19 protein-coding genes are annotated in these 16,850 nt (G+C 56.7%); 10 read left to right on the top strand and 9 right to left on the bottom strand.

The genetic code is table 11. The features are described from left to right. The first annotated feature begins 103 nt into the window (after positions 1–103). Positions 104–634 (top strand): hypothetical protein, encoded by a 531-nt coding sequence (locus ERE07_RS07305; RefSeq protein ID WP_130008146.1) that lies wholly within the window; start codon positions 104–106, stop codon positions 632–634. Positions 635–1,237: 603 nt separating this feature from the next. Here ERE07_RS07305 and ERE07_RS07300 read toward each other — a convergent pair. Beyond that, positions 1,238–1,528: a helix-turn-helix domain-containing protein gene (locus ERE07_RS07300; RefSeq protein ID WP_130008145.1), complete on the bottom strand. Its 291-nt coding sequence runs from the start codon at positions 1,526–1,528 to the stop codon at positions 1,238–1,240. Position 1,529: 1 nt separating this feature from the next. Continuing rightward, a complete protein-coding gene (locus ERE07_RS07295) occupies positions 1,530–1,883 on the bottom strand; it encodes a type II toxin-antitoxin system RelE/ParE family toxin (protein WP_130008144.1) in 354 nt (117 codons plus the stop codon). Positions 1,884–2,187: 304 nt separating this feature from the next. Here ERE07_RS07295 and ERE07_RS07290 point away from each other — a divergent pair, with 304 nt between their 5' ends. Next, on the top strand, positions 2,188–2,373 hold the full coding sequence (locus ERE07_RS07290; RefSeq protein WP_130008143.1) for a hypothetical protein: 186 nt from the start codon (positions 2,188–2,190) through the stop codon (positions 2,371–2,373). Between the two features lie 739 nt (positions 2,374–3,112). Here the strand turns inward: ERE07_RS07290 and ERE07_RS07285 are convergent. From ERE07_RS07285 to ERE07_RS07275, 3 genes are all read right to left on the bottom strand, one after another. Beyond that, a complete protein-coding gene (locus tag ERE07_RS07285; protein WP_130008142.1) occupies positions 3,113–3,904 on the bottom strand; it encodes a relaxase/mobilization nuclease domain-containing protein in 792 nt (263 codons plus the stop codon). After that, positions 3,901–4,338, bottom strand: coding sequence for a plasmid mobilization relaxosome protein MobC (gene mobC, locus ERE07_RS07280; protein WP_130008141.1), 438 nt, complete (start codon positions 4,336–4,338; stop codon positions 3,901–3,903). Before mobC ends, ERE07_RS07285 begins: the two co-directional genes overlap by 4 nt. A gap of 316 nt (positions 4,339–4,654) precedes the next feature. Continuing rightward, positions 4,655–4,957 carry a HigA family addiction module antitoxin gene (locus tag ERE07_RS07275; RefSeq protein ID WP_130008140.1) on the bottom strand — a complete coding sequence of 101 codons (303 nt, stop codon included), beginning with the start codon at positions 4,955–4,957 and terminating at the stop codon, positions 4,655–4,657. A 297-nt stretch (positions 4,958–5,254) separates the two neighbouring features. Between ERE07_RS07275 and ERE07_RS07270 the strand changes: the two genes are divergently transcribed. From ERE07_RS07270 to ERE07_RS07255, 4 genes are all read left to right on the top strand, one after another. Further along, positions 5,255–5,782, top strand: coding sequence for a cysteine dioxygenase family protein (locus ERE07_RS07270; RefSeq protein ID WP_130008139.1), 528 nt, complete (start codon positions 5,255–5,257; stop codon positions 5,780–5,782). Between the two features lie 40 nt (positions 5,783–5,822). Further along, positions 5,823–6,806: a Bug family tripartite tricarboxylate transporter substrate binding protein gene (locus ERE07_RS07265; protein WP_130008138.1), complete on the top strand. Its 984-nt coding sequence runs from the start codon at positions 5,823–5,825 to the stop codon at positions 6,804–6,806. A 29-nt stretch (positions 6,807–6,835) separates the two neighbouring features. After that, entirely contained in the window at positions 6,836–7,771 is a 936-nt protein-coding gene (locus ERE07_RS07260) for a uroporphyrinogen decarboxylase family protein (RefSeq protein ID WP_130008137.1), read from the top strand. A gap of 363 nt (positions 7,772–8,134) precedes the next feature. Next, complete coding sequence (locus tag ERE07_RS07255; RefSeq protein ID WP_130008136.1) at positions 8,135–9,286, top strand: DJ-1/PfpI family protein; 1,152 nt, start codon at positions 8,135–8,137, stop codon at positions 9,284–9,286. Here ERE07_RS07255 and ERE07_RS07250 read toward each other — a convergent pair. Further along, positions 9,277–9,870 carry a hypothetical protein gene (locus ERE07_RS07250; RefSeq protein WP_209021102.1) on the bottom strand — a complete coding sequence of 198 codons (594 nt, stop codon included), beginning with the start codon at positions 9,868–9,870 and terminating at the stop codon, positions 9,277–9,279. The genes ERE07_RS07255 and ERE07_RS07250 overlap by 10 nt on opposite strands. A gap of 157 nt (positions 9,871–10,027) precedes the next feature. Here ERE07_RS07250 and ERE07_RS07245 point away from each other — a divergent pair, with 157 nt between their 5' ends. Continuing rightward, complete coding sequence (locus tag ERE07_RS07245; protein WP_130008135.1) at positions 10,028–10,747, top strand: haloacid dehalogenase type II; 720 nt, start codon at positions 10,028–10,030, stop codon at positions 10,745–10,747. A 71-nt stretch (positions 10,748–10,818) separates the two neighbouring features. Here ERE07_RS07245 and ERE07_RS07240 read toward each other — a convergent pair whose 3' ends face one another. From ERE07_RS07240 to ERE07_RS07230, 3 genes are all read right to left on the bottom strand, one after another. Next, positions 10,819–11,043: a hypothetical protein gene (locus ERE07_RS07240; protein ID WP_130008134.1), complete on the bottom strand. Its 225-nt coding sequence runs from the start codon at positions 11,041–11,043 to the stop codon at positions 10,819–10,821. A gap of 16 nt (positions 11,044–11,059) precedes the next feature. Next, a complete protein-coding gene (locus ERE07_RS07235; RefSeq protein ID WP_130008133.1) occupies positions 11,060–12,391 on the bottom strand; it encodes a S8 family peptidase in 1,332 nt (443 codons plus the stop codon). A gap of 72 nt (positions 12,392–12,463) precedes the next feature. Then, positions 12,464–13,390 carry a LysR family transcriptional regulator gene (locus tag ERE07_RS07230; protein ID WP_130008132.1) on the bottom strand — a complete coding sequence of 309 codons (927 nt, stop codon included), beginning with the start codon at positions 13,388–13,390 and terminating at the stop codon, positions 12,464–12,466. 108 nt (positions 13,391–13,498) lie between these two features. Between ERE07_RS07230 and ERE07_RS07225 the strand changes: the two genes are divergently transcribed. The 3 genes from ERE07_RS07225 (at position 13,499) to ERE07_RS07215 (ending at position 16,818) form a co-directional block, all read left to right on the top strand. Next, positions 13,499–14,365 (top strand): pirin family protein, encoded by an 867-nt coding sequence (locus ERE07_RS07225; RefSeq protein ID WP_130008131.1) that lies wholly within the window; start codon positions 13,499–13,501, stop codon positions 14,363–14,365. 75 nt (positions 14,366–14,440) lie between these two features. Then, the gene (gene ycaC / locus ERE07_RS07220) at positions 14,441–15,067 is read left to right on the top strand and encodes an isochorismate family cysteine hydrolase YcaC (protein WP_130008130.1); all 627 of its coding nucleotides are present in this window, start codon (positions 14,441–14,443) and stop codon (positions 15,065–15,067) included. Between the two features lie 140 nt (positions 15,068–15,207). Then, entirely contained in the window at positions 15,208–16,818 is a 1,611-nt protein-coding gene (locus tag ERE07_RS07215) for an ABC transporter substrate-binding protein (protein ID WP_425330961.1), read from the top strand. Positions 16,819–16,850: the final 32 nt, after the last annotated feature.

Raw genomic sequence — 16,850 nt, 5'->3', positions numbered from 1 at the left:
CCTTTTGCATTCGCACAACTCCTAAAGCTGCTTACATCGGGGTTTCGGGAGTTTCACGACAGAATTGTTTATGCTCAAGTTCAAGCAGTTGTAAGGAAGACGATTGACCATCATGATCGTGGCTGGTCCGCCAGCGGTGGGACATAACACAGTCTCTGACCTTGTAGGAACGTTACACCCGAACCTTGCGGTGATTGACGTTGACGATGTGCGTGCAATGGCGCGATCACCGATCGAAGGGCTGTTGGGTGGTCCTGCGTGGAATCGAGTCTATGAACGCTCGATCCGCCAATCATGCATGCTGGCACGGGACTTCGATCGGGATGGATTCGACGTAATCCTCCTCGACGTCGCTCCGCCGGAGACGCTTCCCATCTATCGTGCGGAGTTATCGGACGTTGAGACTGTGCGGATCGTGCTTCTCATGGCCGATGTTGAGACGCTTCTGCAACGAGATCGCGACCGTGATCCTAATCCTGACCCTGATCCCGAACCTCTGCGGGTCTGGCATGACCGGATACGCATGCTGCACCGTGAACTCGCCTCTGCGACAGACGCCTACGACGAGGTGATCGACAACGGATCGGTCGCCGCCGAGGAAACGGCAAAACGTCTTTTGAGTTTCTTCTTATGAATTTCGCGGTCTTGGAGCGTGAGCATGCGTAGCGGGGATGAACCGCATTAACAGGCTGGACCGCGCCGAAGCACTGCATGCCGAAACGCTGCTCGTATGCCCCATTGATTTTGCGTTTGCAGTTATTGCCATATGGTGAATGCACATCGGGCAAGTGATACTGCCCGGCAGTTCATCCGCAACTGCTCGGAGCTGTAAACCTAAGTAGCTATCTGCACTCGTAAGATAAATTATTAAGTGATCTATGCTTCGTGTTAACGGGATCATGATCCATTGATTGGCATAGTTTTTCTTCATTTCCTTAATTCTCTGCGGCACCATTTCGCGTTCGAAAAGAAAGCTATGCTCTTGACGCAGGCTTGCTACGACCGCAAGTGTTTTGCAGATTACCTAACACTTTTTAGGCACCTGCCCGCTGCGCGATCAAAAAAACAACAAATGTACCATTTGGTTAATCAGGTTGGGGCTGAGGGCGGTCCGCTTGTCCTTCAAACGCTTGAAAGCGCATAGTTTGCAAGGACTGGATCTATAAGGAAATCGACGGTGGTTCTAAGTGTCTTGTCGAAGCTGCGTACGGGACTGCTCGTAGTTGACGATGTTCCCTTAAACTTTAAGCGCGGCCTGCGCTTCCACTGGCAGTTTCTCGATAACATTCAGGTAGGCTGCTGCGGTTGCATCAGGTTGACGCCGCCCTTGTTCCCAGCCTTTGAGCGTTGCCAGAGGGATTCGGTAGGTCGCGGAAAAAGTCTGCTGCGACATATTCAGCCGTTCGCGCAGGCTGCGTACATCGGGCACTTGTACCACATGCACCTGTGCCGCTTTCGATTGCCCCTTTGCGTGGACAATCGCTTGATTCAGGCTTTCGATCAAATCATTGCCAAAAGTCTTTTCCATTTCAATCTCCTTTCGGGCCGTGCTGCTCTTTCAGCAGTCCGGTCAGTTTTGCTACCTGTCGTTTTTGGTCCGGCGTCAGGTCTGTACTTGCGGCCTTGGCATAGGCCAGCAGCAGATAAATCGGGGCGTCCGTGTGGTAATAGAAATAGATAACACGTGCGCCGCCACGCTTGCCGATGCCAGCTCTGCCCCATCGCAGTTTTCGGACGCCACCCGTTCCGGGAATGAGGTCTCCGTTTTCGGGGTTCCGTGCCACATAGTCAATCAATTCCGCCCGTTCCTCGTCGGTCCAGATTGCCCCGGCCAAATTCAGGAAAGCAGGGGTTTCGACGATGGTTATAGGCCGTATCTTCATTCTTCAACTATACGTCATTGACGCCCCGTTTGGCAAGGGAAAAAGGTGTCATTCATGCCCGCCCCTGAGTGTCCGGTGATGTCGGGGGATGGGTATGTTCTAGCGCCTGCGGCCCCGTTACGCGCCCTGTTTGGCCCTTGCTGCCGTTTCTGGCACGGGATGCTTGTGCTGACAAGCCGGAAATGTCCAGCTCCTTCTCTGGCGTTGCGGCCCCTGCGGAGTGTCGGACCCACGCTTACCCGCGCCCGTTCCGGTCTTCGCAAAGGCCGCACAGGGCGGCCTCCGAACCGAACAGGAGGCAGCGATGAACACGCATACCCCGACCATCCAAGACTTGAACCGCAAGAGCGTACAAGAATTGCATGTGATATTTCATGCCGCGGCGATGGTTGCCGAATCTGAACGACATCCAGCAGATGAGCGGGAAGCCGCACGGCAGACGCTGGACCATATCCGGCGCAGCCTTACCGTGAAAGCTCCCCGGCCATAGGGTCGGGGGCCTTCACGTGGCGCAGGCCCGGTGATGATGATTCACCGGGCCTGTTACGCGCATCCAATCCGCGCAGGGTTGGGCGATGGGGGATGCAAGGGGGAGAGCGAAGTCGCCCTCTTGCCTGATGGGTTCCAAGGGAAAGCGGAAAACGCCCTTGGTCATGGGGGTGTCGGGGGAGATGGAACGCTCCGCCCGACCTGCCTGTATTGGCGCTTTATGCCAATGCAGGCAGGCTGGTGATGCAACGGCCAAGCGTTGCAATGGTGCGGTCCGGCTCGATGCCGGATTGCGCCATAAGCAGGGGGTATCCAACAGGGGGGGCGGCACGCCTCCCTTTGGCAAGATGGTTCTGGACGTAGTACAGAACACATCTTGCGGGAGGCGCGGGTGCAGAAATTGCGACTGTAATACAAGACGGCTGCTATATCGGAGGGACAGCACAGGGCATATCTAGTATGGCTGTTCTTGCCCTGAACGTATCCGTACCACTGCTAGAAAGGGCTGCGCCTGAATACATTGTGGGGCATGATATTTGGCCCCCACGCCTCGAAAAGACGCCTGATACCGATGGGTACAGCGTTCTCTTCTGTGCGAACGAAATGGAATGTCGCTGTGCTGCCTGCTTCGCTATAGCAGTCTTCATATTCGTTTTGACTCGTTTCGTACCAAAAATAAATCTCGTCCTTGATAATTTCCATTTGGAAAATATCTTGAGTTATGGATGCAGCCCGTTCATTCAGGACTTTACATTTCGACCATACGCGTATGGCGTAGTCCACGAATTCAGTATTGCTTCTTGGGAAGACCAATCCCGTTTCGTTTTAATGCCTGTCCATTTAGCAATGGCGTAAATCTGCCCCTTGAAATCGACCGCCACGAAAGCGCGGCGGTCGCCTTGGGCAAGGGTGTAGCCACGCTCGGCGAGTGCCTGTGCGTATGCCTTGCCGGAATCGGACGCGGCCCAGCATTCCTGAAACATGGTTTTCAGGGCTTTGGGGTCTTGTTTTGCCGCCTTTGCTTGCGCCCATTCGCTACGCGTGTAGTTGAGCGGGTCGCGCTCCTTGTCGTTGGTGAACCCTCGCGGCATGGTCCAGCCATGCTCGCGGTAAAGCTGGCGGGCCACGTCCTGTAACTTCAGCTTGGAATGCGGGAGGTTGATGGCCCGCATGCTCTCCGTGTCGATGCGTGACCAGACGGCATGAGCATGGCGGCGGCCATCCTTCTCATGGAAAACAATGGCACGAGGCTGGCCGTCAAGGCCGAGTTTGCGTTCTGCGGCGGTGATAGCCGCCTCGAACTCGGCAATCGTGACCTGTTCGCGGGGTGGCGGGTTGAAGCTGAGGGAAAACAGGAATTGCTTGGCCCGTGTGCCCCGGCTGGTGGCTTCGATCTCCTGAAACGCGGCGTGCAGGTCGTCGGCGGAAAAGCCGTGCAGCTCATGCACCTCGATGTGCTCATTGTCGCGGGCATTGAGAAGGTGGGTGGCAAGCTGGCCCGCGCCGCCGCGCTGGCTGCCTTTGAGAATCATGGTTGACTCCGCAGGCCTAGCGCCAGAATTAGTGTATCCCGCATCCAGCGGACATCCCGGCAGGCTTCTTCAAGCGCCTGTCCGGTTTCCTGTGTGACGGGGAGGGAACCCGTATGCACGGCCTTGGCAAGCTGATTGAGATTATTGGACAACTTCGCCTTGCCTAGTTCTCCGAGTAGGCGGGCAAGGGCTTGTTCGTCCCTTGCGGGCCGTCTGGACGAGCGTCGGGGGCTTTGTTCGTCTTTGGTGAGTAGCTGTGACCGGATATATGCTCCAAGCGGTATATTTCCGGCGCGGCGCAGCAATTCCGCCTTTTCTTCGGCGGTCAGGCGCAAGGAAAACGGCGTGGGGGTTTTGGCGTGGCGACTCCGGGAAGTATTGTGTTCAACGGCATCCCGGAATTCTTCGGTAATGGGTGGGCGATTAAAGCTCATGGCGTGCCCCCTTGCTTGGGCGCAACGCCGGGGAATCAATGCGTTTGAGTTCCGTATCCCAGCTTGCCAGTTCCGCTAAAATGTCGTCCTGAAGGTTCGATGTATCTCCTTCCGGGCGCGCCAGAATCTGAAGAGAGCCGTCGTGGGTTGCCCAGGCTGGTTCTTTCCCATATTCACTGGCGAGTGTGAGTCGTGCCAGTTTTCCACACCCAGTCGTGCCACTTTCCCGAGCTCACGAATGTTGCGCGTAACCCGTGTCGTATCGGCGAAATTGACGCCCTGCCGCTGCAGGAGCTAGCGTTTCGGTGACGGAGCTTTACGTATGCTCCAACGGCTGTATTTCTTTGCGAATGCGCTGGGCGACCTGCTTATCGACTGATTTCAGTTTATAGGCCTGCTGCAGGCTCAGCCAAGAGTTTGCGTCACCGCCGAAGAAGGCTGCTAGACGTAGTGCTGTGTCCGGAGTGATACAGCGACGTTCCCGTACGATTTCGTTCATGCGGGTCGCTGGTACGTGTAAATGGGCGAACAAAGCATTGACGCTCATGCTAAGAGGGGCCAGGTATTCCTCGCGCAGGATCTCGCCCGGATGAATGGGACGCATGCCATTTTTGATCATGATGGACTCCGTTTCAATGGTAGTCGACGATCTCGACTTGCTCGGGACCTTCAGGGGTCCAGATAAAACAAGGCAGTTTTATGGCCCAATTGCGTCATCCGCAATCAGGGCCTGAGCTTGGTTTCTCAACCAGAATATTCGTGAGTTTGTGCGGAAATAATAAATAATCTACAAACAGTTATTTTGGTAGATTAATTTTCCATAAAAATAGCTGCTTCCGTGAATAATAGGAATTATATTAGCTCGGTCCGATGATAATCTTGTATGCCTTAACAGTCATCGGGGGATGGGCTTGTGATGGAACAAAAACTAGAAGAAGACAATCGGCTGGAAAAGCAGATTGATGGGCTTGTTGTCGATATCGAAAACGCCTGTCTCGGCCCTGCTGCACAGCTTCCTGAAGCCATCAGCACAGCGTTGAGCAAAGTTCCGGCCGACACGGTCGCAGCCCTTTCTGCTCGCGCGCCTTCGCAAGACGCTTACACCCGCCGACTGCTGCATGCCGATGTAAAAGGGCGTTTTTCCGTGGTGGCATTGACGTGGTTGCAAGGCCAATGCACGCCGGTTCATGCTCATTACACCTGGTGCGCCTATAGGGTAGTGCAGGGGGCGCTACAGGAAGAGCAATACATATACGAGTCAGCCAGCCAGAATGCGCGGCTTGCCGGCGTGATCAGTCGACACGTTGGTGACACGGCCTATGGGCATGGCGGATTCGATCAGATTCACAAGTTGGGCAACGTCGGCGCTGAGACCGCCGTGTCTTTACATGTGTATGGAATTGACGGTCAACGCGTTGCGACGCATGTGAACCGTCTCATTTAAGCCCGATAGCGATCGGATTGTATTAATAGGAGGAAATCATATGTATAAACGCATTCTTCAGGCGATAGGTGTTTTGGGCTTGACCACCACTCTCGCGGGATACGCCTCGGCCGCAAACTTCCCTGCGTCGAGCCAGCCGATCAAGATCGTAGTGCCCTACACCGCGGGTGGATCTTCTGATTTTGTCGCACGAGCCCTTGCTGCAAAGATGTCCGAGAACATGGGACACACCGTCATGGTCGATAACCGTCCCGGTGGCAGCACAGTGATCGCCGCCGATGCGGTGGCCAAATCCAGGCCAGATGGTCACACCATTCTGCTGCTGGGGGAGCTCACCCATGCATCCTTGAGTTCTTTGAGAAAAGACCTGCCGTTCGATCCGCTGAAATCATTCACGCCTATTACGAACATTGTCGAATCACCGTTGGTGATTTCGGTGCACCCGAGCGTGCCGGCCAATAACCTGCAAGAGTTTATCGAGTATGCAAAGGCTCATCCGGGCGAAGTGAACTACGGTTCAGCTGGCATCGGCAACACGCTGCATCTGGCAGGAGAGTTCTGGTCGACGGTGACGGGTGTCGAGATGACGCACGTTCCTTATAAGGGTGCCTCGCAGGCAATTGTGGATTTGGTGGCCGGCCGCATCCAGGTCATGTTCGATTTGCCGCAAACACCATTGCCGCTCGTTCAGGAAGGCAAGTTGCGCGCGCTGGCAGTGACCAGCGACAAACGGTTGGATTTTTTCCCGGATGTGCCGACCACTGCGGAAGCGGGTGTACCCGAGTATCGCTTTGTCACTCGCATCGGCCTTGCCGCACCAGCCAACACGCCTGACGATGTGATCCAGGTCCTGTATACGGAGGCGGTAAAGGCCTTGCAGGATCCAGACGTTGCAAAAAGCTTGGCCGATCGGGCAATGTTCGTTCGCACCAGCGAATCGCAAGCTGACTTTGTGAAGAGCCTGTCGAGCGGCATCGACATGGTGACAAAAATCCTTACGGACGCTGGCGTGCAGCCAGAATAACTCTAAAGCAGAATGGGAGAGAGTAGTTTATGAACAAGCGAGAGCGTTTCTTCGCGGCAGTCAATGGCGGTCCAGTTGATCGCCCGCCGGTGACGGCGTGGGTGCATTTCTTGTCCGATCATCTGGATGCGGGACGCACAGCGGACCTCCATCTGGAGTTCATGCGGGCCTACGACTGGGATATTTTGAAAGTCATGAACGACTATCGGTATCCCGTGCCTGAAGGTGTCGATACTCTTGAAGATGCGTCGAGTTTCAAGGCTTACAAAAAATTGAGCATGGACGAGCCGTGTTTCGCCATACAGCTTGATTGCCTGTCTCGTTTGCGTAGCGCACTGGGGGCAGACACGCCGATGCTTGAAACAGGCTTTGAGCCATATCAGCAAATTGTCAGAAATGTAGGCTTCGACCAAGCCGACAATCTGCTCGGCCATAAGTCGGCAGTGCTGGATGCGCTGGAGGTGATCACTGAAACGACCTGTGACTATATACGTGAGCTCAAGGCACAAGGTGTGGAGGGATTCTTTCTGTCGATCAACGGAGCTATTCCTGCAGGGCAGCCACGCGGCGTAACCGCTGAGCAGCATGAGTACTTCCAGAAGCCCTTTACCCAAAAAGTGCTGCGTGCAGCTGAGGGCATGGTCAGGGTGCTGCATGTGCACGGCAACAATCTTGAGATGGATCGTGTCGCTGATTATCCGTACGAAGTCATGAGCGTGTCTGACCGGCTCTCAGGGAACCCCAGTTTGTCTGAGCTGCGCAAATTCACCGACCGCTGCATCATGGGCGGGTTGGATGAAACGCATATACAGGAACGGTGCCTGCCGGAGCTGGCCAAAGAAATGGATGACGCCATTGCTCAAGCTGGGCGTGAAAAATTCATTCTCGCTCCCGGTTGCACGATTCCTTCGTTCAGCCCTCAGCGGAACCTGGAGTACGTGCGCGAGTACAGCAAGACGCTGTAGAGGTCTTGCCAACTGCGAAGTACTTTCGGTATGACATGTGGCCATGGCGTGTGAGGTTTACCTTCAGGCCATATGTCTTCGCATAGAAGAGACGGCGTTCTTTGGAACGCCGTCTCGTTTTTTTTGGGAGCCGTCGCGCAACCCGCGCCGCGGTATGGCAGGCGTGCTCAAGCGTGCGACTTGAGCAGGCAGGAAACCATATCCGCATGCGTTGGCAACAACCTGTGAATGAGATGTATGCCCAGCCACAGACCGGCCTGTAACGACGGCAAAGCGGCGTAGACGTGTTGCCAGCCGCAAATGCTTGTCATCTGTTAGCCTAGACGGGTAGTGATTCCGATAACGATTTCTAGGCCAGAAACCATGAATATGCGACGCGTGGTGTGGGTTGGGCTGGGTGTATTGGCACTTTCAATGGCGATCTTTACAGGCTGGCTGCTTTCCTTGCCCGGAGCAGCCTCGGTGAGTACCGCGCCGCCCGTTCCCGACGTCGAACGTAAATCCATGCTTGCCGCGTTGCAACCCGCTGGTCGACATCGTCCTGTGATTGCTGTTGTTGGGCTGAACGAGGCCACCGAAACCACGGATTATCTGATGTCCTACGGTATCCTCAAGCGGGCCGATGTGGCCGATGTGTTTGCCTTGGCGACGCAGCCCGGGCCGATCACGCTGTATCCGGCGCTCAAGGTCGAGCCAGAGGCGACTGTGGCACAGTTTGATGCGCGGTATCCAAAGGGCGCCGATTATGTGATTGTGCCGGCAATGAGTCGCGATGATGATGCCCAGGTCTTGCGATGGATCAATGATCAGGCAGCCAAGGGCGCATGGATTATTAGTGTTTGTGCAGGCGCAAAAGTGGTCGCTGCCGCCGGACTGCTCGACGGAAAATCAGCGACGACGCACTGGTATTACATTGGCGATTTGCTTGAAAAGCATCCTGCGATTCATTACGTCAGCGATCGACGGATGGTGCTTGATCGGGGCGTCGCCACCACTACGGGCATTACAGCGTCCATGCCGATGATGCTTACGCTGATTGAGGCCATTGGCGGCAGGGCCAAGGCGGACGCGATCGCCCGGGATCTGGGCGTGACGCAATGGGACGCCCGCCATAACAGCGACGCCTTCACGTTCACGCGTCCGTTTGCGCTGACTGCCCTGCGCAATCGACTTGCTTTTTGGCGTCGGGATGACCTGGGCATCAAGCTTCGGGCAGGCATTGATGAGGTCTCGCTGGCGCTGGTGGCCGACGCATGGTCGCGCACGTATCGGTCAAGCGCTTTCACCTACGCGGCGGGGCCACAGCCAGTCGAAACATTGCATGGCATGCGCCTTGTGCCGGATCGGGTCGCTGTTGACTGGCCCGCCGCACAGCAGGTGTCGGATGCGGAAGGAACAACGCCGGCCGAAGCGCTTGATCAGACCCTTGCCCGCATTGCGGGCCGTTATGGCGATGCCACCGCGGATCTTGTTGCAATGCAGCTGGAATATCCGCGGGTGGGCTATCAGCCCTGAGGTTCTGGAAAAGCGGTTTCGGGCGCGGGGGCGCTGTCTGCTGGCGTTTCGTTGAATGTTCGGGTTTCGAAAGGCGCCTCGGACGCAGGTGCCTGAGCCTCGGGTGCGTCGTTCTCCGGCTCAATCCGTTCGGGCGCGGGGGTGTCCGGCGCGGGCGCGTCGGGGACTTTGCTTTCGGGGGCGGGCGGACCGCTTCGGCAATAGCCTTCGCCTTGCTTGACGGTGAGGCAGTCGGTTTTGTCTGCCAGCCATTTCATGCCGGTGGCTTTGCCATCGGTGTGCTGTATGGTTTCCAGCACACCATCGCGCTCGAACTGAATGGTGCCGGCTCTTCGATTGCCGAGAAAGGTTCGCGTGCCGTCCAGATTGCGTATCGTAACCAGATAATCGTTGCCGCCGCCGTCAAGGCGCAGGAAGGTGGCTTCGGGGCCGTCCCATTGGCCGAGCCAGTCATCTGTGGAATAGATGCCCGTGGGCGTGGCGGGTGCGCTGGCTTGTGCTGTGGGTTGAGCTGGTCGAGTGGCACATGCTGCCAGCAGCAGAGGTGTCAGCAATATGGATACAGTCAGGGCTGATCTTTTCATAGGGTATCTAGCGTATCGAATCCAGAGTTGGGCGTGCATATTCTGTCGGCATGATGGTGAAGTTTACCTTGCCGTGACAGCGTTGCGGGCTGCACAGTTGCAGATCATGAAGTATGGTAAGGCCTGTCACTGATTGATTCAAAACACCCGGAGGCGGATGATGGAGCACGTGCGCGCGTTATTGTTCGATGTGTTTGGCACGGTCGTGGACTGGCGCCAGGGTGTCGCCAGCCGTGCTGGGCCGTTCCTGGCAAGACACAGCGCCAGTGCAGTTGATGCCACCTTGTTTGCGGATGCCTGGCGAAAGCGCTACCAACCCGCAATGGAAGCGGTGCGCAGCGGACAGCGGCCCTTCGTTCGGCTGGATGTGCTGCATCGCGAAAACCTGGAGGCTGCGTTGGCCGAGATCGGTATTGACGCCGCCAGTATCGATCCGGCGGAGCTGGATGAATTGAATCTGGCCTGGCATCGCCTTGATCCCTGGCCAGATGTCTTGCCTGGCTTGGCCCGGCTCAGGCAAAAATTCATTGTCGCGCCACTTTCCAACGGCAACATTATCTTGATGCTGGATATGGCCAAGCGTGCCGGCATCCCCTGGGACGCCATTCTGGGCGCCGAGGTGGTGCAAGCCTACAAGCCGACACCGCAAGCTTATCTTCGCACAGTGGATCTGCTGGGCATGCGGCCAGAGCAGGTCTGCCTTGTTGCTGCTCACAACAATGATCTCGCCGCAGCGCGAGCCTGCGGCTTGAAAACGGCATTTGTATTGCGACCCACTGAACATGGTCCGCAGCAGACCAGCGATTTGCAGCCGGAACAAGCTTGGGATGTGGTGGCTGGAGATTTTGGCGAATTGGCAGGTGCGCTGGGTGTTTAAGCAGCTGTTAAGCCCAAGTGTTCGCCTTTCGGGCGTGCCTGCGGACTCATTGCCTGCGGATTCATTTTTTCTTACGTATCCAGCTTCCAGTTTGTCCGTTCCGGTTCAATGGCCTGGACGCCTTCGATCTTGGCCAGAATGTTTACAGCGCTTTCGTCGATTGACCCGGAGATAATGCCCACCGCGACCAGCTCTCGTTCGATCACCATGCCCGCGCGGCGACAGTTCTCCACGACCTCGGGGAAGCGGCTGCGCCAGGTTTCGCTGACCAGAACGGTGAGTTTTATACACGGCATGTTCGTGGCACTCGTTCTAAGGTGCCTGCACGATGCCCGCGCCCGCGTCGCGTGCAGGCAGATCGATGGGTCTGGCTTGCTGGGTAAGAATGTCGAACAAGGCCTGGCTGCGATGGCTGGTGTGGGCCTCTGCGTATAGCGCGGCGATGCCGGCGACAAAAGGCGTGGCCATGCTTGTTCCGCTAATGGTGTTGTACAGCTCTGGCGCAGGCCATGCTGACAGGACGTCGACGCCTGGCGCAGCAAGATCAATTTCCCCGCCGTCCGGCTGAAGGCCGCCGCTGGAGAAGGGCGCTATGTGCAGGGCTCGGTCTATTGCCGCAACAGCCATGATGGATGGGCAATTGGCGGGGTGTGATACTGGCGCAATGTCAGCGGGACGTTGGCTGTCGTTGCCTGCGGCTGCCACAATCAGCGTACCTGCTGCCAATGCGCGTCGCCCGACTTCCTCGAAAATCTCTGAATAAGATTGCCCGGGCTGAACCGGCGTGCCGAGCGACATCGATACCACCTGGCATCCGTTTTCGATCGACCAGTTGATGCCTTCGAGCACACCGCCATCGCCGCCGCTGCCTTCATCGCTCAGGACCTTGCCGATGTATAACTCGGCATCATGAGCGATGCCATAGCGCGGTCCGGATGCGGGCGAGAGAGGCCCCGCCGCTATGCCTGCGCAATGGGTGCCGTGACCATTGCCGTCCTGGGCAGTTTGCCCTTCTACGAAAGAGCGTGACACAACGCCGCGATGTGCAAAGTCCGGATGCTTGAGATCCAGGCCGGTGTCCAGAATGGCAATGCGTATGCCTTGGCCGGAATAATTGGTGCTGTTGGCGCCGGTGGCCTGCACGCCCCAAGTCATGGCGCTTTCATCAAATGCGGGGGTGGCGGATGCTTGCCATTCATCGAGGCTGGGCAGGCGTTTTGAAAGATCCTCGATGCCGTCACGGTATCCCTGCAGATAGGCGGCCAGAACAGATGAGTCAGCCAGCGCGGGTACCGTGCGGGTATCCGGAACTGGCGTGGGAATGGAAACGCGTCGGCGCACCATGGATGCCCGGACAGTGCGTTCGGGTTCGACCGCCAGTATGGCACTGTCTTTGGTGCTGGCAAGTTCGGCCAATAGCGCATGTTTGTCGGGCGTGCAGCGTACCAGCGCAACGCCGATACGGTCGAAAACAATGGCGCAATGCTGGCGCAGCGTGGCGGATCTGCCGTAGCGGCTGCGCTTTCCTGCGCGCTTTGCCACGCTGATTTGCGTGAGCTCGGCGAGTTGCCGGATACCTTCGTCAGGTTTGTCTGGACACAGCAATACCAGATAGCGGCCAGTGGTTGTATTGTTCAGTGGCATGGTGCTTTCCCCCACAATGGCAAGACGGGTTTCGCTAGGCCTAGCATGCAACGATGAACGGGCCGGGTCAAGTCAGTCTTCGTCAATGGCCGCAAACTGGTCGGCCAGAAAGTCCACCAGCGCGCGAACAGAGGGGAGTTGTCCGCGTCTGGAAGGAAAGACTGCATGAATGATTTCGCGACGGGGCACCCAGTCGGGTATGACGCTCGTCAGCAACCCATCGGCCAGTTGATCGCGAACCATCAACTGCGGCAGTTGTACCACCCCAACCCCCGCGACGGCGGCAGTGCGCAGCGCGACCATATCTGTGGTGACGAAACGCGGCTCATGATGCACGATAGCCTGCGCGCCATCAGGCCCGGACAGTGTCCAGGTATAGGGCTGCTGCGCTCCAGTACGGGCTTGCAGGGGAGCGCCCAGGCCAAGACTGGGCCAGGCATCCAGATCGGCGGGAGACAGAGGCAGCCCGAATTTCTGAACCAATCGCGGGCTCGCAACCAGACATTGGCCGCGGTCTGCCAATACGCGCAAGATCAGGTCACTGTCCTGTAGTGGAGGGGGCCTGACGCGAATCGCAATATCCAATGCCTCGCTGAGCAGATCCACCCGCCGGTTGGTGGCTTCCAGCTGGACAGAAACCAGCGGATAGCGCGCCATGAAATCGGCCAGCATGCCGCCGATATGAACATGCAGCAAGGCTATGGGACAGGCGATGCGTACAGTGCCACGCGGTTCCGCACGGGAAACATCAATGGCTTCCTGGGCAGCTTCGGCTTCGACAAGCATCGCCTTGCAATGTTCATAGTATGTTTGCCCAACCTCGGTGACATGAAAGTGACGTGTTGTCCGTTGAATCAGCCTGACTCCCAAACGGCTTTCCAGCATGGCAATGCGTCGACTGAGTTTGGACTTGGGCATGCCCAGGGCGCGCCCGGCAGGCGCGAACCCGCCATGATCCACTACCTGTACAAAGTAATAGAGATCGTTCAAATCCTGCATGGTCTTTGATTGTTCAAAAAATAGGACACTGAGGCTTAATTTAGCAGACTACACCGAATTTGCCATCACCAGTATGATCTATTTAACGGTATTGATCAGGAGAAAGGCATGAAAAAAATCTTGGGTGTCTACAGCGCTCCCCGGGCGCATTGGGTGGGCAATGGCTTTCCTGTGCGTTCCCTGTTTTCATACACCAATCACGGCCGGCAGCTCAGCCCTTTCCTGCTGCTGGACTACGCCGGCCCAGCGGATTTCAGCGCGACGGATACACCGCGCGGCGTGGGTGAACATCCGCACCGGGGCTTTGAAACCGTGACCATTGTGTACAAGGGCGAGGTGGCCCACCGCGATTCAACTGGCCAGGGCGGCGTAATCGGCCCTGGAGATGTGCAGTGGATGACGGCGGCATCCGGCATTCTGCATGAAGAGTTTCATTCTCCGGCATTTACGCGCGCTGGCGGAACGCTCGAAATGGTGCAGCTATGGGTCAACTTGCCTGCAAGCGACAAGATGAGTGCGCCTGGCTATCAGGCCTTGGGGCATGACGCAATTCCTGTTGTTGCGTTGCCCAATGACGCGGGGTCGCTGAGGGTTATTGCAGGCAACTATGAGGGTCACCCGGGCGCCGCGCATACGCATACCCCTTTGAATGTATGGGATATGCATCTGGCGCAGGGCAGTTATAGCGCCTTTGCTGTGCCCGACGGCTGGAGCTCGGCATTGGTTGTGCTGCACGGTACAGTGCTGGTGAACGGAAGCGCGGTCGCGCGCGAGGCTCAGATGGTGGTCCTGGATCGTGCTGGTACCCAGATCTCGATTGAAGCCAACAACGACGCTACCGTGTTGTTATTGGGCGGGGAGCCGATCGATGAGCCTATTGTGGGTCATGGCCCATTTGTCATGAACGCCCAGCAGGAAATCGTTCAGGCGATCACGGACTTCAATAGCGGTCAATTCGGGCGGATCGCTGCCTGACCAGGCTGGCCGCAATCATACTGCGGCCAGCCATTCCGGCGCATGGCGCCAACTACAGAGCCAAGGAGCAACGTTATGAGCAAACCTTATGTACGTCTGGACAAAGACAACGCGGCTGTTTTACTGGTCGATCATCAAGCCGGGCTGTTGTCGCTGGTGCGTGATATCGACCCGGACAAGTTCAAGAACAATGTCTTGGCCCTGGGTGATCTGGCCAAGTACTTCGGCTTGCCGACCATACTCACCACCAGTTTTGAAACCGGCCCGAACGGACCGCTTGTGCCCGAGCTGAAAGCGCAGTTCCCTGACGCGCCATATATCGCTCGTCCGGGCAATATCAATGCGTGGGACAACGAGGATTTCGTCAAGGCGGTAAAGGCGACGGGAAAGAAACAACTCATTATTGCGGGCGTGGTAACGGAAGTTTGCGTTGCATTCCCGGCCTTGTCGGCGATCGAGGAAGGGTTTGACGTCTTCGTGGTGACTGATGCGTCGGGAACGTTCAACGAACTTACGCGCCATTCCGCCTGGGATCGCATGTCGCAGGCCGGCGCTCAGTTGATGACATGGTTCGGCGTGGCGTGCGAGTTGCATCGGGATTGGCGCAACGACATCGAAGGGCTCGCTACGTTGTTCTCCAATCACATCCCTGACTATCGCAACCTGATGACCAGCTACGATGCGTTGACGGCAAAGAAGTAGTGGTGAATCCGGGGAACACCCCGGATTGGTTCGGATGTGTATGCTGAACTCTACGCATTGACAATGCGTAACAAGGCTACCGATAATCGGCTCTCACTTTCAATCCAGAGCGGAGCCGCTTGATGAAACCACACACTAGAATGACCTTGCTGGCTGTTGGCGTAAGCCTCGCTGCCGCGCTCGGCAGCGCTGCACAAGCACAGTCCCTGACAATCGCATTGTCGTCCGAGCCTACTTCTGCGGATCCACACTATCACAAGCAGACTCAGAATGATGCGCTGGCTGCGCATGTATACGACTCCTTGATCAATCGCAGCCCTGATATGACGCTGATCCCCGGCCTGGCGACATCCTGGGAGAACGTCGATGACCTTACCTGGAAGCTAACGCTGCGCGAAGGCGTCAAGTACTCGAACGGCGAACCCTTCACCTCTCAGGATGTGTTGTTTTCCATTTGTCGAACCTTGAACAACGAAGGCAATGTGTCGCAGTCATACATGACTGTCACCAAGTTGCTTACGGATGTGCAGACACCCGATGATCACACCGTGATTCTCAAGACAACGGAGCCTTTTCCGCTGATGCCGGCTGAGCTCGCTCGCCAGTTGCCCATTATCTGGAATGGCATTGTCGAGCACGGACCATTGACCTTCGCGCCCAAAGAAGGCTGTGGTGTGACCGGCCCTTGGCCCACTGTGGTTGACTTCAATAATGGTAAGTTCGCGATTGGTACAGGACCCTACAAGCTCAAGTCCTATGTCAAGGGTACGGGCATCCAACTGGAACGCAATGAGAACTACTGGGGCGATAAGCCAGAATGGGAAACCGTAAAGTTCGTTCCGGTTCCCAGCGCGGGGCCGCGGCTGACCGGCCTGCTGTCCGGCGATTTCGATGTTATCGAAAATCCGGCCGCACGCGATTTGCCCCGCCTGAAGCAAGGCGGATTCGAATACATTGCTACGCCTTCCACGCGCCTGATTTTCTTCCAACCTGATATCGGGCGCGATTCCAGTCCGTTCGTCAAGGCCAGCGACGGCAAGAATCCGCTGCAGGATCTGCGTGTACGCAAGGCAATCAACATGGCTATTGACCGTAACGTGATCAAAGACAGGATCATGGATGGATTGTCCACACCGGCAAATCAGTACATGCCGGATGGCATGTTCGGCGCCTTGCCCAACGCGCCCGAAATCAAATATGACCCCCAAGAGGCCAAGAAACTGTTGGCCGAGGCGGGCTATCCGGATGGGTTTGAGCTGACGCTGTCGTCTACCAATAATCGTTACGTTAATGATGGCCAGGTGACCCAGGCCGTGGCGCAATATTTGTCGCGTATTGGTATAAAAACCAATATTGACGCCATGACGGGTTCCATCTATTTTCCCAAGCGTGCCAAGCGCGAGTTTAGTTTTGCAATGGGTGGCTGGCCGGCGGAAACAGGGGAAGCCTCGGCCTTGTTTCAGCTGTGGGTAGCCTCCACCGACTCAGCAAAAAGCCTGGGCACGAGCAATTACGGTGGATTCTCAAATGCCGATTTTGACAAGGTTTACCACGAGGCGATTGTGACCGTGGACCCCGAGAAACGCAAGAATCTGCTGCAACAGGCCACACAGATCGCACTGGACAATGTGCCGCTGATTCCATTGCACTTTGAAAGCAGTGTCTGGGCCTATCGGAATGGCTTGAGTTACGAAGGTCGTCGCGACCAGTACACGCTGGCCATGTCAGTACATCAGGCTGCAAAAAAATAGCGCTGATCCGACTGTCTGCCCTTGATAGGCAG

Origin of the sequence: Allopusillimonas ginsengisoli (assembly GCF_004153455.1) — a bacterium.
Lineage (GTDB): Bacteria > Pseudomonadota > Gammaproteobacteria > Burkholderiales > Burkholderiaceae_B > Allopusillimonas > Allopusillimonas ginsengisoli.
Note: the sequence above shows the minus strand (reverse complement) of the source record. Positions and strands in the feature narration are given on the sequence as shown.

Bases quoted from the DNA above. Each gene is read 5' to 3' on its own strand.
- ERE07_RS07300 (WP_130008145.1), bottom strand. From the start codon at position 1,528: ATGGAAAAGACTTTTGGCAATGATTTGATCGAAAGCCTGAATCAAGCG.
- ERE07_RS07295 (WP_130008144.1), bottom strand. From the start codon at position 1,883: ATGAAGATACGGCCTATAACCATCGTCGAAACCCCTGCTTTCCTGAAT.
- ERE07_RS07290 (WP_130008143.1), top strand. From the start codon at position 2,188: ATGAACACGCATACCCCGACCATCCAAGACTTGAACCGCAAGAGCGTA.
- ERE07_RS07285 (WP_130008142.1), bottom strand. From the start codon at position 3,904: ATGATTCTCAAAGGCAGCCAGCGCGGCGGCGCGGGCCAGCTTGCCACC.
- mobC (WP_130008141.1), bottom strand. From the start codon at position 4,338: ATGAGCTTTAATCGCCCACCCATTACCGAAGAATTCCGGGATGCCGTT.
- ERE07_RS07275 (WP_130008140.1), bottom strand. From the start codon at position 4,957: ATGATCAAAAATGGCATGCGTCCCATTCATCCGGGCGAGATCCTGCGC.
- ERE07_RS07270 (WP_130008139.1), top strand. From the start codon at position 5,255: ATGGAACAAAAACTAGAAGAAGACAATCGGCTGGAAAAGCAGATTGAT.
- ERE07_RS07265 (WP_130008138.1), top strand. From the start codon at position 5,823: ATGTATAAACGCATTCTTCAGGCGATAGGTGTTTTGGGCTTGACCACC.
- ERE07_RS07260 (WP_130008137.1), top strand. From the start codon at position 6,836: ATGAACAAGCGAGAGCGTTTCTTCGCGGCAGTCAATGGCGGTCCAGTT.
- ERE07_RS07255 (WP_130008136.1), top strand. From the start codon at position 8,135: ATGAATATGCGACGCGTGGTGTGGGTTGGGCTGGGTGTATTGGCACTT.
- ERE07_RS07250 (WP_209021102.1), bottom strand. From the start codon at position 9,870: ATGAAAAGATCAGCCCTGACTGTATCCATATTGCTGACACCTCTGCTG.
- ERE07_RS07245 (WP_130008135.1), top strand. From the start codon at position 10,028: ATGATGGAGCACGTGCGCGCGTTATTGTTCGATGTGTTTGGCACGGTC.
- ERE07_RS07240 (WP_130008134.1), bottom strand. From the start codon at position 11,043: ATGCCGTGTATAAAACTCACCGTTCTGGTCAGCGAAACCTGGCGCAGC.
- ERE07_RS07235 (WP_130008133.1), bottom strand. From the start codon at position 12,391: ATGCCACTGAACAATACAACCACTGGCCGCTATCTGGTATTGCTGTGT.
- ERE07_RS07230 (WP_130008132.1), bottom strand. From the start codon at position 13,390: ATGCAGGATTTGAACGATCTCTATTACTTTGTACAGGTAGTGGATCAT.
- ERE07_RS07225 (WP_130008131.1), top strand. From the start codon at position 13,499: ATGAAAAAAATCTTGGGTGTCTACAGCGCTCCCCGGGCGCATTGGGTG.
- ycaC (WP_130008130.1), top strand. From the start codon at position 14,441: ATGAGCAAACCTTATGTACGTCTGGACAAAGACAACGCGGCTGTTTTA.
- ERE07_RS07215 (WP_425330961.1), top strand. From the start codon at position 15,208: ATGACCTTGCTGGCTGTTGGCGTAAGCCTCGCTGCCGCGCTCGGCAGC.